12 protein-coding genes are annotated in these 13,703 nt (G+C 67.3%); 2 read left to right on the top strand and 10 right to left on the bottom strand.

The genetic code is table 11. The annotated features are described in order from the left end of the window. Nucleotides 1-134: 134 nt before the first annotated feature. The 5 genes from ON43_RS25830 to ON43_RS25810 all read right to left on the bottom strand — a co-directional run bounded on the left by ON43_RS25830 (nucleotide 135) and on the right by ON43_RS25810 (nucleotide 7,346). On the bottom strand, nucleotides 135-1,610 hold the full coding sequence (locus ON43_RS25830) for a PepSY-associated TM helix domain-containing protein (RefSeq protein WP_306304981.1): 1,476 nt from the start codon (nucleotides 1,608-1,610) through the stop codon (nucleotides 135-137). Nucleotides 1,611-1,849: 239 nt separating this feature from the next. After that, nucleotides 1,850-2,425, bottom strand: coding sequence for a hypothetical protein (locus ON43_RS25825; protein WP_245568745.1), 576 nt, complete (start codon nucleotides 2,423-2,425; stop codon nucleotides 1,850-1,852). 111 nt (nucleotides 2,426-2,536) lie between these two features. Beyond that, nucleotides 2,537-4,198, bottom strand: a complete 1,662-nt coding sequence (locus tag ON43_RS25820; protein WP_040811530.1) for an acyl-CoA synthetase — start codon at nucleotides 4,196-4,198, stop codon at nucleotides 2,537-2,539. Between the two features lie 280 nt (nucleotides 4,199-4,478). Further along, a complete protein-coding gene (locus ON43_RS25815) occupies nucleotides 4,479-6,134 on the bottom strand; it encodes an acyl-CoA synthetase (protein WP_040811658.1) in 1,656 nt (551 codons plus the stop codon). Nucleotides 6,135-6,506: 372 nt separating this feature from the next. Beyond that, nucleotides 6,507-7,346: an SDR family NAD(P)-dependent oxidoreductase gene (locus ON43_RS25810; protein ID WP_040811529.1), complete on the bottom strand. Its 840-nt coding sequence runs from the start codon at nucleotides 7,344-7,346 to the stop codon at nucleotides 6,507-6,509. 55 nt (nucleotides 7,347-7,401) lie between these two features. Here ON43_RS25810 and ON43_RS25805 point away from each other — a divergent pair, with 55 nt between their 5' ends. Together ON43_RS25805 and ON43_RS25800 are read left to right on the top strand one after the other, a co-directional pair. Further along, nucleotides 7,402-8,193 (top strand): helix-turn-helix transcriptional regulator, encoded by a 792-nt coding sequence (locus tag ON43_RS25805; protein WP_245568744.1) that lies wholly within the window; start codon nucleotides 7,402-7,404, stop codon nucleotides 8,191-8,193. A gap of 25 nt (nucleotides 8,194-8,218) precedes the next feature. After that, entirely contained in the window at nucleotides 8,219-9,025 is an 807-nt protein-coding gene (locus tag ON43_RS25800) for an SDR family oxidoreductase (RefSeq protein WP_040811527.1), read from the top strand. 25 nt (nucleotides 9,026-9,050) lie between these two features. On the opposite strand, the gene ON43_RS25795 is transcribed toward ON43_RS25800, so the two are convergent. The 5 genes from ON43_RS25795 to ON43_RS25775 form a co-directional block, all read right to left on the bottom strand. Next, nucleotides 9,051-9,962 carry a serine hydrolase gene (locus ON43_RS25795; protein WP_083913732.1) on the bottom strand — a complete coding sequence of 304 codons (912 nt, stop codon included), beginning with the start codon at nucleotides 9,960-9,962 and terminating at the stop codon, nucleotides 9,051-9,053. A 116-nt stretch (nucleotides 9,963-10,078) separates the two neighbouring features. Further along, nucleotides 10,079-10,708 (bottom strand): flavin reductase family protein, encoded by a 630-nt coding sequence (locus ON43_RS25790; RefSeq protein ID WP_040811526.1) that lies wholly within the window; start codon nucleotides 10,706-10,708, stop codon nucleotides 10,079-10,081. A gap of 159 nt (nucleotides 10,709-10,867) precedes the next feature. After that, on the bottom strand, nucleotides 10,868-11,281 hold the full coding sequence (locus tag ON43_RS25785) for an SgcJ/EcaC family oxidoreductase (protein WP_040811524.1): 414 nt from the start codon (nucleotides 11,279-11,281) through the stop codon (nucleotides 10,868-10,870). Nucleotides 11,282-11,391: 110 nt separating this feature from the next. Then, nucleotides 11,392-12,360, bottom strand: a complete 969-nt coding sequence (locus ON43_RS25780; RefSeq protein WP_040811523.1) for a sigma-70 family RNA polymerase sigma factor — start codon at nucleotides 12,358-12,360, stop codon at nucleotides 11,392-11,394. Nucleotides 12,361-12,475: 115 nt separating this feature from the next. Next, nucleotides 12,476-13,699 (bottom strand): acyl-CoA dehydrogenase family protein, encoded by a 1,224-nt coding sequence (locus tag ON43_RS25775; protein ID WP_040811522.1) that lies wholly within the window; start codon nucleotides 13,697-13,699, stop codon nucleotides 12,476-12,478. Between the last annotated feature and the right edge of the window lie 4 nt (nucleotides 13,700-13,703).

Here is a 13,703-nt window from a genome sequence, read left to right as displayed (position 1 = left end):
GCGGGTCAGGGTCCGCACGAATGGACACGGCTCTTGTATGTGCGTGAGCCGTGTGAAGATGTGACCGTCCGGCGGCACGGCCCGGAGGCCGTGTCGCTCAGCGGTTTCTAAATCAGAGGTGGATCAGAACTGGATCAGGCGGTCTTGCGCAGGCGGGCTCCCACACCCACCAGCACGTCGATCACCAGGAACGCCAGCAGCGGAATGCCGATCATCGGCGCGAACCAGCCGATCACGATCCCGGCCGCGGCCAGCGGCACGAGCAGGATCAGCGGAGTCTGCGCGATGGCCCGGCGCGGCGCCTTGCCGACCGAGAGCCTGGACTCCTTGGTCGGGCGGCGCCGCCACCACATGAGGTAGCCGCGCACGATCACGGTGCCGAGCCCGACCATGACGGCCAGCAGCAACAGCTGATTGGCCAGGCCGAACATCAGACCCATGTGGAACTGGATGCCCCAGTTGGTGAGCTTGGCCATCAGCGGCCAGTCGGCGTAGGGCAGCTTGTCGGTGACATTGCCGGTCGCGCCGTCCACCGCGATGGCATCGCGGGTGTACTGGCCGGGGCGGCGCAGCTCCTGTGCCACGAAAGCCATGCCGTCCTTGGCCGGGATGCTGATCTCGATCGGACCGGTCAGTCCATTGGCCCGCGCGACGCCGTAGACGGTGTCGACGAGCCGGGCCTTGTCGGCCGCGGGCATCGGCGCGGCCGCACCGCCACCGTGGTGATCGTGTTCACCGCCCGCGGACATGGCCGGACCACCCGTCCCCGGCAGCTTCGCGCTCACCGCGGGCGTGGTCCAGCTCATGGTCTTGCGCAGCTGCGTGACGTTCTCGCCCGCGTACTTCGACCAGGTCATGCCGGTCACCGACAGCAGCAGGATCACCGGCAGGATCCAGACGCCCACCACCGCATGCCAATTCAGCGTGCGCGCCCGCGGCCGCGACCGATCCGGGCGCACCAGCCAAGCGGCCGAACGCTTCTCGCGTCGCGCCCGCACCCGGCGGTACCAGAGCACCAGCCCGGCCAGCGCCACCAGCCACATCCAGGAGGCCGCGATCTCGCTGTAGTAGCGGCCGACATCGCCCAGGTGCAGATCCTTGTGCAGCTTGTCGATCCAGGTGCGCATGGGCAGCGCGCCCGAGCTGCCGTAGACGACACTGTCGCCCACCGGCTGCGCGGTCACCGGGTCGACGAACACCGCGCGCCGCTCGGATGCGCCCAGCGACGGTTCGCTGAAGATCACCCGGGTGGTGTCGCCGGTGTTCTGTCCGGGGGCCACCGCCACCAGCGCCAGCTTCGGCTCGACCGTCTGTGCCGCGGCGATCTGTTCGTTCAGCGGCTTGGCCGGACCGGTCGAATCGGTGTGCAGCAGACCGCTGGAGGTGATGTTCTCCAGCGTCGGCGAGATCGCGTACAGCGCACCGGTCACGGCCGCGATCAGGATGAACGGTGCGACGAAGACGCCGGCGTAGAAGTGCAGTCGCAGCATCAGCGCCTGGAAGGCGTTGCCGATGCTTCGTTTCGGAGTTTTCCCGGGCGACGGCGGTTCCGTCGTCTGGGTAGGGGAGGACGGCGGTGCCTGATCGACACCGCTCTCAGTGATTGTCACCAGAGGGTCTTTCGGGTTCGAGGGAACACCCGGGGACGGCAGGTACAGGGGAACGATGTGTCGACGCGGTGCGTGGTCCGGGCGTGCCATGACCCCCTCATGGCACGCATCCGACTGCCACCGGTGCGCACTGCGGTCATGGAATGCCGGGACGCGCATGACACCGCCGCGACGGTCGCGGGCGTACAGCGCAGTTCACACGGACGCGAAAGTCCGTGTGCCCGGGTGAAATAGGGGAATCAGCCTCGAACGAGCGCGGGTGGTCCCCGCGTGCGGAAGACGTCGGCCGCGAAGATGCGCAGCACGACCAGATCCCGGTGCGCGATGGGCAGCCGCGGCGGCCCGGACAGCACCGGCAGTGAAATCGGCAGCGGCAGCGCCCAGGCCAGCACGGTGGTGCCGATCCGATAGGCCGCCTCCGCGCCCAGAATGACGACGGCCGCCACGCAGGCGCCCACGATGTGCGCGCCCAGCATGGCCGGGCTCCACATCGAGGCGTGATGGTGCATGTGCGAGCTGTGTCCCGGCGAGCCCCACATCATGCTGAAGTGACCCAGCATCTGCCCGCCGATGAGCGCGACCACCAGGCCGAGCGCGGTGCTGCGCAGCGCGTTCACGCTGGCGACCGTCGCGCCGACCGCGGCCGAGGCGGCGACCAGCAGCGTCAACGGTCCCGTTTCCAGGGGCGCGGCCCCCGAGACGAAGCCGTGCGCGGCCACCGCGAGCGCCCCGGAAACCGAACCGGCCGCCCCACCACGCAAAACCGCAGCATCACTGCGGGAATGCGCTCTGGAGCGGCCGGATCGGGTCTTCACGCGGTGAATAATAGCCATGGGGTGACAATCCCCGTCATCCCGGCGTGCTTTTGGCCGGGATCTCCACTACCGCCGTGGATTCCGGCCAAAAGCACGCCGGAATGACGTTGGCTAGTTCTCCGTGACTTCCATCTCGATCAGCGGCTTGCGCAGCAACTTCCCGGTCGCGTTGCGCGGCAGCTCGTCGAGGAAGATGACCTCGCGCGGCACCTTGTAGCGCGCCAGGTTCTCCTTCACATAGTCCTTGATCTCCTGCACGTCCCGCTTGGAGTCCGGCCCCGGAACCACGATGGCGCGCAGCCGCTTTCCGAAGTCGCGGTCGTCCACGCCGACCACGGCCGCCTCGAGGATGTCGGGACGGTTGGACAGCAGGTTCTCGACCTCCTGCGGGAAGACGTTCTCGCCGCCGGAGACGATCATGTCGTCGTCGCGGCCGTCGATGAACAGCAGCCCGTCGGTGTCGAAGTGACCGACGTCTCCGGAGGACATGAGCCCGTCCACGTACTCCTTGGTGCGCCCGTCGGTGTACTGCTTGAACGAGTGCCCGTTCTCGATGAAGATCGTGCCGGTCACGTTCGGGGCGGTGATGCGGTTGCGGTTCTCGTCGTAGAGCGCGATGCGGATGCCGACCGGCGGCTTGCCCGCGGTGGTCGGGGCCTTGCGCAGCTCGGCGGGCTGGGCCACGGTCATGACCGCGCACTCGGTGGAGCCGTACACGTTGTAGAGCGAGTCACCGAAGTAGTCGAGGGTGCGGGTGACGACGTCCGGCGGGATCGCCGAACCGGCGGCGAAGATGACCTTGAGGGTCTCCGACGGCTGGTACTTGGCGAGGGTCTCCTCCGGCAGATCCAGGATGCGCTGCAGCATGGTCGGCACGACGGTCAGACCCTGCGCGCGGAACTTCTGGATATTGGCCAGCGTGCCCTCGGGATCGAAGCGGCGCTGCTGGAACACGACCCGGTTGCCCAGCGCCAGCGACAGCGTGAACTGCGACAGGCCGGTGGCGTGGAAGATCGGCGCGGCCATCACCACGGTGCTGTTGCGCGGCAACGGGATTCGATCCAGGAACTGGGCGGTAATGAACGGCGAGACCTTGTCGCGCGGCGCGCCCTTCGGGGTGCCGGTGGTGCCGGAGGTCAGGATGACCATGCCGCCCGGCTTCTCCGGCGGAGTGAGGGCGTCGGTGGACTGCCCGGCCGAGATCGACTCGATGGTCGGGATCGACGGGTCCGCGTCGTCCTTGGCGTCGACCCAGGTCAGGATGCGGGGGATGTCGGCCGGGATGGCGGACATGAGGTCGAAGAACTCGCTGTCGTGCAGCACCGCGCGAACCTGTTCGCGCGCGGCCACATCGGTGAACTGCGGCTTGGCGAAGCCGGTGTTCATGAGCACCGCGCGCACGCCCAGCTTGCCGGCGGCGGCCAGGCTCAGCACCATGCCGCGGTGGTCGCGGCAGAGCACGCCGACCACATCGCCGGGGCCCAGGCCCTGCGCCGCGAGCCCGCGCGCGAAGGCGTTCGACAGCTGATCGAGCTGCTCGAAGGTCAGCTCACCGCCCTCATCGACGATGGCCGCGCTTTTCGGATTGGTATTGGCGCCGTGCACCACCGCACCCGCGAAGGGACCGAACTTCAGCATGCTGATCGCGGACCGAGCCGCGATGTCCGGGCGCAGCGGATTGAACAAACCCCCGCGAACCATGGCATTGACACTGAGGGCGGCATCACCCGCCTTGCGTAGAACCGTGCCAGCCGACGAAAGGGCAAGTGACATGGGTACAACCTTCCGCGATCCCCCTGCCGGACGAGTCGGCCGGTCGGACCGCAACCTCGAGATCCAGTGCGGTGCTAACCCTAGCAAGCACCGACAGCCCAGGTGTGGCCGAGGTCTCCGTTACTAGCGGTAACGAATAAAGCGCGCAGGTCGTGGCGGGGGCGACACGATTGCCCTCGAGTCGCGGGAAGCATTCCCCCGTCATCCCGGCATGTTTTTGGCCGGGATCCATGAGTGGATTCCGGCCAAAAACATGCCGGAATGACGGGGTGGTTCGGCGCTATGCGGATGGAGGCTCGTACTCGACGAGCACGCGGCGCAGCAGTTTGCCGGTCGCGTTGCGGGGGAGGTCGTCGAGGAAGAAGACGTCGCGCGGCACCTTGTAGCGCGCCAGGTTGGCCTTCACGTAGGCCTTGATCTCGTCCGCGGTGAGCTCCGCGCCCGGCTCGGGCACGACGAACGCGCGCAGCCGTTTGCCGAATTCGACATCGTCCACGCCGACCACCGCGGCGTCGAAGACGTCCTTGCGTTCCAGCAGCAGGTTCTCGACCTCCTGCGGGAAGACGTTCTCGCCGCCGGAGACGATCATGTCGTCATCGCGGCCGTCGATGAACAGCAATCCGCGATCGTCGAAGTGGCCGACATCGCCGCTGGACATGTAGCCGTCGATGATCTCCTTCTTGCGGCCGTCGGTGTAGCCCTTGAACGGCGAACCGGAACGGATGAAGACGCGGCCGGTCACGTTCTTGGCGAGGATGCGCCGGCCGTCGTCGTCGAAGAGCGCCACCTCGCAGGTAAGTGGGGCACGTCCGGCCGTGCCCGGCGCGACGGTCAGGTCCTCGGGGCGGGCGACCGAGGCGATCGCGCATTCGGTGGAGCCGTACAGGTTGTAGAGGACGGGGCCGAACACCTCGGCCGTGCGCACCGACAGCTCCGGGGACAGCGCCGAACCGGCGAGCACGATGCCTTTCAGCGAGGAAGTGTCGTAGCGCTGCCGAATCTCCTTGTCCAGCTCCACTATTCGATGCAGCATGGTCGGCACCGCCACCAGCATGTCGGCCCGGTGCTCCGCGATCAGGCGCAGCGTGCGCTCGGCGTCGAAGCGGCGCGCCATCACCACCTTGTTGCCGAACGCGCAGCCCGCCAGCCAGGTCGCGAAGCCGGTGGAATGGAAGATGGGGGAGACGATGACCATCGTGCCCCGCTGCGGAAAGTCGATGCGGTCCACCATCTGCACGGTCGACAGCGGTCCGGTGCGCTCGCGCGGCGCGCCCTTGGGCAGGCCGGTGGTGCCGGAGGTGAGGATGATGAAGCCGCCCGGCTTCTTGGGCGCGGGCAGCGGTGTGGGTGCGTTGGATTCGATGAGCTCGTCGAGAGTCTTTGCGCCCGAGGGGATCTCGGTGCCCTCGTCGACCCAGGTCAGCACCCGGGGCAGGTCCTCGGGCAGGGCGTCGAGCAGGCCGAGGAATTCGCTGTCGTGCAGCACGACTCGCACGTTCTCGCGCTCGCAGACCTGTGCGAACTGAGGTTTGGCGAAGCCGGTGTTCATCAGCGCCAGGCGTGCGCCGAGTTTGCCCAGGGCCGCCATGGTGAGGATCAGGCCGCGGTGATCGCGCGCCAGCACGCCCACGACGGTTCCGGGCTTGACGCCCTGGCGCTGGAGTCCGCGTGCCAGTGCGTTGGATTGGTCGTCGAGCTGGCGGTAGGTCAGCTCGCCCCGCTCATCGGCGAGGGCGGGCAGGTCCCCGAACTTGCGGGCCCCGCGTCGCACGGCCGTCGCGGGCGGACCGAAAACCCTTGCGTCCCTGAGCAATCGCACGGTCTCCACCGGCTCGGTCGGATCGCTCAGCCCCAGCTCTCGCAGTCGCTTGAGCCCTTTGAGTGCCTCGCCCGTGTGCGCCACACGCTGCCGAGTCGAATGCAGAACCGAGGTCATGCCGACCACCTCCGAGTCACCGAGCCGCCCGCCGCCCGGACCCGACAGCGGGGTAGCGCCACCGTAACAGCGGTATGTGACCCGAGTTACACATTTTCGGACATATACGGCAACGGTACTGATTCGAAAGGAATGCTCGCCTTGTTAACCTCACCGTCGCCCGGGCGTCATCGTGGTCGCCCAGGCTGCGTGTTTCCAACCCCCGAAATGATGAGGAACCCTCCCCATGGAACTGCTCGCTGTGCTTGCCAACCTCGTGACCGCCATGAGCGCCGGAAGCTCGGCGCTCACCGCGCTGTAGGCAACCGCTGACGATCGGCCCGCCGAGGGGGTTCGGCGGGCCGATTGCGTTTTCGGGGGTGTTTCGGGTGTTCAGGCCTGGTCGAAGCCGGTGTTCAGGCCCAGGTGCGCGGTGGCGTCGAGCTCGGCGGCGACGGTGGCGAGCTTGCCGCGGATGGCGCCCACGGCATCCGGTCCCAGGGCCAAGCGCAGCGGCGGATTCGGCTGGCCCACAACGGCCAGCACCGCGGCCGCGGCCTTGTCCGGATCGCCGGTCTGCTGCTGGTCGGAGGCGGGCAGACCGTCGCGGATGGCTCCCACAGTGTCCGCATAATCCGGGATGGCCGATCCGATGGTCAGCGCGGCCGGATTCGCGAAACCCGTTCGGAACTCACCGGGTTCAACGATCAGCACCTGGATCCCCAGCGGATTAACCTCCGCCGCAAGCGCTTCGCTCGCCAGCTCCAACGCCCCCTTGGCGGCGCTGTACACACCCACGCCCGCGAAGGACATGAACCCGCCCATACTCGTCAGCTGCACAATCGCGCCACTGCGACGTTCCCGCATCTGCGGCAGCACCAACTGCGTCAGCCGCAGCGGCCCGAAGAACATCACCTCCATGGCGTCCCGCAGATCCGCCTCCGCGGTCTCCTCGATCGCCCCCACAATCCCGTACCCCGCATTGTTGACCAGCACGTCGACGCGCCCGGCCTCCTTGATCGCCCGCTCGGCCGCGGCCGCGTCGCGCACGTCCAGGCTGACGACCTGCACCCGATCCGTATGCGCCGCAACAACTTCCGCCATGCTCTCGGGCCGCCGCACGGCCGCGATCACCTCGTCACCCGCGGCCAGCACGGCCTTGGTGAAGGCGGCTCCGAAGCCGCTGTTCGCTCCGGTGATCAGCCAGCGGCGGGTGTTCTCTGTGTTCGTCATGTCCTAAAGCCTGCCCGCTCGCGGCGTGGTCCGGCATGGCCCAGAGGTGGAATATATGGGGGTGACTGGAGGCCTCACCGATCCCAACCGCCGCCCGCGGCCGCTGCCCGAGGGTGATCCGCTCAGCGCCGAGGATCATCGGCGCGTCATCGGCGTGCTGGAGTCCGTGGATCGCGCCGCGGACCTGACCGAGTTTCGGGAGCGGCTGCTGCTGGCGCTGCGGAGCTGGTTCGGATTCACCGGAATCGCGGTGCTGCACGGCGATACGCTCGCCGAGGCCATTCGCCAGGGGTGCGGCATCGAGGGCGGCTACACCCCCGAGTTCCTCGAGGCCTATAACGCTCACTGGATCGATGCGGACCCGCTGCGCGGTGAACCCGTAGCCGAGCTGCTGCGCAGCCGCGGTGTCATCCGGCTGAGCGAGGCGCCCGGCGGGGCCCGCTTCCTCACGGAATTCCTGCGGCCCAACGGGATTGCCGACAAGGCGGTCATGATGGTGGACGGCGGGCCCGCCGGAGTCCTGTTCGTCGGCATGGCCGTCGCCGATTCGCTGCGGGTGCCCGAACGCGATCTGGCCGTCCTGCACACCCTGCGCCGCCATCTCGCGCCGCTGGTCACCGAGCAGCTCGCCCGTGACCGGGAGCGTCGGGCCGCCACCGCGCAGTGGCAGCTGACCCCGCGCGAATGGGAGGTCGCCGATCTGGCCGCGCACGGGCTCACCAACCGCCAGATCGCCGAGCGCCTGTTCATCGGCGTCGATACCGTGAAGAAGCACCTCAGCCGGGTGCTGGCCGAGACCTCCTGCACCAGCCGCACCCAACTGGCCGTCCGTTTCGCCGCCGCCTGAGGCTCGGGGGCCGCAAAATCAGTAGATGAGCGATCTCTTCGATTTCTCCGGCCGGACCGTTTTCGTCGCCGGAGGCACCAGCGGCATCAATCTCGTTGTGGCGCAGGCCTTCGCGCGGGCCGGAGCCTGTGTCGCGGTCTTCTCCCGCACGCCGGACAAGGTCCGCGACGCGGTCGACTCCCTCGGCGAGCACGGCGTCATGGCCCGCGGCTTCGTCGCCGACGTCCGCGACTACGACTCCGTCGCGGCGGGCATCAGCGCCGTCTGCGGCGAACTCGGAAGCCTCGATGTGCTGATCTCCGGTGCGGCCGGAAATTTCCCCGCCGCAACGGAATCCATGTCGGCGCGGGCGTTCGCGGCCGTGGTGGACATCGATCTGAAGGGCACCTTCAACGTGCTACGGGCGGGCCGCGAGCACCTACGCACGCCAGGGGCGTCGGTCATCAATATCTCCGCGCCCCAGGCCACCATCCCGATGAACATGCAGGCCCACGCGTGTGCGGCCAAGGCGGGCGTGGACATGCTCACCCGGGTCGCGGCGCTGGAATGGGCGCACGCCGGGATCCGGGTCAATGCCGTGGTGCCCGGCCCGATCGAGGACACCGAGGGGATGTCGCGGCTGGCGCCGACCCCGGAGATGGCCGAGCTGGTCGTGAAGTCCGTGCCGATGGGGCGCTACGGCACCGCCCAGGAGATCGCGGACTGCTGCCTGTGGCTGGCGTCGCCGCAGGCGTCGTACGTGAACGGCGCGATCATTCCCGTCGACGGCGGTTGGTCGCTCGGCGGTGCCTCCGAGGTCTTCACCGCCATGCGAAACCTATTGGCGGGCTGAATGTCTCAGTGCTTTTGGAAGAGCCTCAGTGCCCGCCCGAAGCGATCTTCTTGGGATCGATGAACGACTGCAACGGCGACAGGTGCGTATAGGTGTCGAGCAGCGCCCGCCCCAACGCCGCATGCGCCTCGACGATCGGATTCGTGGCCCCGTAATTGTCGGCATCCGGCGCCTGATCGGTGAAGAACGAATACACCACCATCGGCCCGCCATCGGCGTCGAACATGATCCCCGTATCGTGCCGCTTGTCCTCCGAGGCCCCGTGCTTGGTGGCGAACCGGGCCCGCTCCTCCGACGACATGTTCCGCCGCACCCCGTCCGTATACCCCACCGCCGACCAGGTCATGATCCGCAGCACATCCTGCGTCGACTGCTTCGACAACAGCGTCCCCGAAGCCAGCCGATACAACAGCTCATTGTTCTCCCGGGCCGTCGTGTACCCCAGATAGAACCGGCTGTCCCCCGCGATCGGCACCACCCGGGTCTCCTTGAACCCCAACCGATCCAACGTCTCGTTGATCTGATCCCCCGACACGAACCGCGACATCAACCGCACGGCGGTATTGTCCGACACCTGCAACATGGTGGTCAGCAGGTTGGCGACGGTGAGCTGATCCCCGAACGCCCCCTGATTCAAATAGATCCCGCTACCCTCGGCCACCATCTCCGCATCGAGCGTCGTGGTATCCGACAGCCTGATGCGTCCGGCGTCCACCTCACTCATCACCGCCGTCATCACCGCCAGCTTCTGCACGCTGGCCCCCTCGATAACGAAATCCGCGTCTTCCTCCACCACCGTCTCCGGCGTCCCCGACCCCAAATCCCTGACCAGGCAATGCCACCGCCCACCCGCGAGCTTCGTCACCGCCCGGTACTGCGCGTCGAACGCGGGCCCCACCACAGGCACCCCGGCCCGCGCCTCCGTCGCCCGCACCATTCCCCCGACCGCAATGGCACTGGCCCCCAATAGCATCCGCCTACTGAATCCACGCACCGCCGAAACCTAGCCGCGCCGATCACATTTCAGCAACCACATCCCGGATAATCCCAGCTCTAGCGGGTGGACTGTGGTTGCGGAATCCGCCAGGCCGCGGCCAGCCGAGACGGCTGAAGCTGGGTTCCACCCCCGAAGAACTCACAGAACTTCATGATCAACGGATCCCACCCGACCGAATCGATATGCGCCGTCCCCGGCACAATCAACCCCTCCTCGGCATGGGCCCGCACCACCCGCACGGTGTGCGCGGTAATCCGCCCGTCCTCATCGAACGGCCGCGACGACACCACCTCGCACTCGAGCTGAATCGGACACTCAGCGATCCGCGGCGCCCCAACGATTTCCGCCGCGTCCGGTGTCAACCCCGCAGCCCCGAACTTGTCCGGCTCATACCGATACCCCTTCTCCACCTTATGTGGCGTCATCTCCGGCGACCCACTCAACAACGCCAGCCGATCCACCGCCGACACCATCTCCGCCGAAGGCAGATTGAGCACACATTCCCTCTCCCGCAACATGTTCTGCGTCGTTTGCGAAGCGGTACTCATCCCGAGCATCCCTCGATCGCCCAACCACCAAGCCGACGACATAGGCGCGATATTCGCCGTTCCATCCTCATTCCGAGTGCTGATCAACACCACCGGCGTCCCGAAATACAAAACCTTCAAATTGATCACTCGATGCATGCCCCCACCCTCCCGCCCCCGGCACCCCGATACTGGCAGGAATCGGACACGGCGATCACGGGACGGGCCTATTCCTATGCAACCCGAGGTGGAATGACAGATTTCCGCCGAATTCCTTGTCGCAGTGTAGGAATAGGCCCATTCGTGATTACCGAGGGCTTAGTGGGCGGGCGCCAGTACCGGGCTGTTGTGGTAGGCGGCGATCAGCCACCGGCCGGCGTGCTTCTCGAAGACCCAGGTCGCGTTCACCTTTCGCTCGTCGGCGGGGACTTCGGTCTCGCCGGCGAACAGGATGGCGGATTCGCTGATGACGATCGCGGCATCCTCGCCGAGGAAGCGGATGCTGAGCTGCTTGTTGTAGGTCGAGCTGCCCGCGAGCGGTCCCGCGAAGGCCAGTGCCATGTTCTGGCGGATCGCCTCACGGCTGTCGCGGAGCGAGCCCGGCAGGATGGCGGTGGCGTCCGCGGTGTAGTCGGCGACCATGGCGTCGGCGTCGCCCGCCTCCCACGCCTTGTAGGAATCCGCCAGCACGGCCTGGATTGCGGCCTCGTCCGCGGCACGATTGTTCGACATCGGAGTCTCCCTTGTGGATCGGCTCGCCGGGAGTGTCCCGGCGATCTCGGGGATACATACCGGCGGCGGCATCCGAACTCATCGCGCCCGCTGGAAAAAAGATCTTGGGGCTAAGCGTCGAGACGGGCCGCCAAGCCGAAAGCCGCGAAAATCTCGGGATCCTGGAACACCGAATTCCGGCTGATGCCTTCGGCGGTGACCGTGAAGATCTGGAGCGTATGCAGTTCGTAGCGGCCGTCGACGCGCCGGTAGGCGGCGAATCCGGGTTGGCCGCCGTTGGCGGCGACCGGCTCGAGCCGCCAGTCCTTCCCGGCAGCCTCGAAGACCCATTCCATGAACAGGCCGTAATTGCCGCGGCCGGAGAACCAGTTGAGCATGGGCGGCATCTCCATGATGACGTCCTCGGTAAGCAGCGCCTTGAGGCCCTCGATGTCGGCATTCGTGAACGCCTTCATGTAGCGCTCGATCCAGGCGCGCTGCTCGGCCGTGGACGGCTCACTGACCTGTTCCAGCCCAATCTCTTTCAGGCGGGTACGCGCCCGCTGCAGGGAGCTGTTCACCGAAACGACGGTGGTGCCGAGGATTTCCGCCGACTCGGCCGCCGAGAAGCCGAGCACCTCACGCAGGATCAGCGCGCCGCGCTGCCGCGCCGACAGGTGCTGCAGGGCAGACGCGAATGCCAAGCGCAGGCTGCTGTGATCGATCACGGTCCCGGCCGGATCACCGGCGCCCAGCAACGAATCCGGCAACGGTTGCAGCCAGGCCGCGTGCTCGCCCTGTACGAGCGGCCCCAGCGGTTCCGCTGCGGCCACCAGTCCCGACGGCAGCGGCCGGCCACCACGAGTCTGCAACGCGGTCAGACAGGCGTTGGTCGCAATCCGGTAGAGCCAGGTGCGCACCGAGCTGCGCGTATCGTCGTACTGCTCCCGCGCCCGCCAAGCCCTCAAATACGTGTCCTGAACCAGATCCTCAGCGTCATGCGCCGACCCCAGCATCCGATAGCAATACGCCAACAGCTCCGCCCGAAACGGTTCGATCCGACGATCGAACCCCGCGTCGCTCGACACTTCCCTCGTCATCACGCCTCATCTCCACCGTCGCCGCAAGCACCATACCGGCGACCGCGATGATCCGCGTGAACAAGAAACCGGTGCGAACCGGGAGGGTTCGCACCGGTTTTCGTTGTGGCGGAACTTACTTCAGCTTGTCGCTGCCCAGGCCCAGGACGCGGCGGGCGACGATGAGCTGCTGGATCTGCTGGGTGCCTTCGAAGATGTCGAGGATCTTCGAGTCGCGGCCCCACTTTTCCAGGAGGGTGCGCTGGGAGTAACCCGTGGCGCCGGCGAGTTCGACGGCCTTCAGGGTGACGTCCGTGCCCATGCGGCCGGCCTTGGCCTTGGACATGGAGGCCTCGAGGGAGTTGGGCTTCTTGTTGTCGGCCATCCAGGCGGCGCGCAGCGAGAGCAGGTACGCGGCTTCCCAATCCGCTTCCAGGCGGAGGAATTCCGCTGCGGCGGCGTGCTGGTTGTTGGCGGGCTTGTCGTAGGAGATCTCGATGCCGGCGTCGGTGAGGACGGTGCGGAGTTCTTCCAGGGCGGCGCGGCCTACGCCGACTGCCATGCCGGCGACCAGCGGGCGGGTGTTGTCGAACGTCTGCATGACGCCGCCGAAACCCTTCTCCACGTTGACTTCCGGGGAGCCGAGGATGTTGTCCTTGGGGATGCGGCAGTCTTCGAAGCGGATTTCCGCGGTGTCGGAGGCCTTGATGCCGAGCTTGTGCTCGAGGCGGGACACGGTCAGGCCCTTGGCATCCCGGGGGACGACGAAGGACTTGATGGCGGCGCGGCCGGCGGAGCGGTCCACCGACGCCCACACCACGATGTGGGTGGCGCGCGAGCCCGCGGTCACGAAGATCTTGGTGCCGTTGAGGACCCACTCGTCACCGTCGAGGGTGGCGGTGGCGGTGACCGCGGCCGAGTCGGAGCCGAAGGACGGCTCGGTGATGGCCATGGCGGCCCACACCTTGCCGAAGCGCTTGAGCTGCTCGTCGGTGGCGACCGCGGCGATGGCGGCGTTGCCGAGGCCCTGGTAGGGGATCGACAGCATCAGGCCGACGTCGCCCCAGGAGGTCTCGAGCGCGTTCATCAGCGCGGACATGTTGCCGCCGTTGGTGTTACCCAGCAGCTCGGTGGCGTGCTTGTCCTCGTCACCGGTGCGGCCGCCGGTGGCGCCGGAGATCTGCTCGGTGCCGGAGTCGGACAGGCCCTCGACCATGGCGGCCATGGTGTCCAGCTCAACCGGGTACTCGTGCTCGGCGAGGTCGTACTTGCGGGACGCGGGGCGGAAGATCTCCTGCGCGACCTGGTGCGCCTGGTTGGCACTGGCCCGCAGCTTCTTGGGGAGTTCGAGATTGATCATTGGA

It is taken from the genome of Nocardia concava NBRC 100430 (genome assembly GCF_000308815.1).
Classification (GTDB): domain Bacteria; phylum Actinomycetota; class Actinomycetes; order Mycobacteriales; family Mycobacteriaceae; genus Nocardia; species Nocardia concava.
The sequence above is the reverse complement of the archived record's forward strand: the minus strand, read 5'-3'. Positions and strand labels throughout refer to the sequence as shown.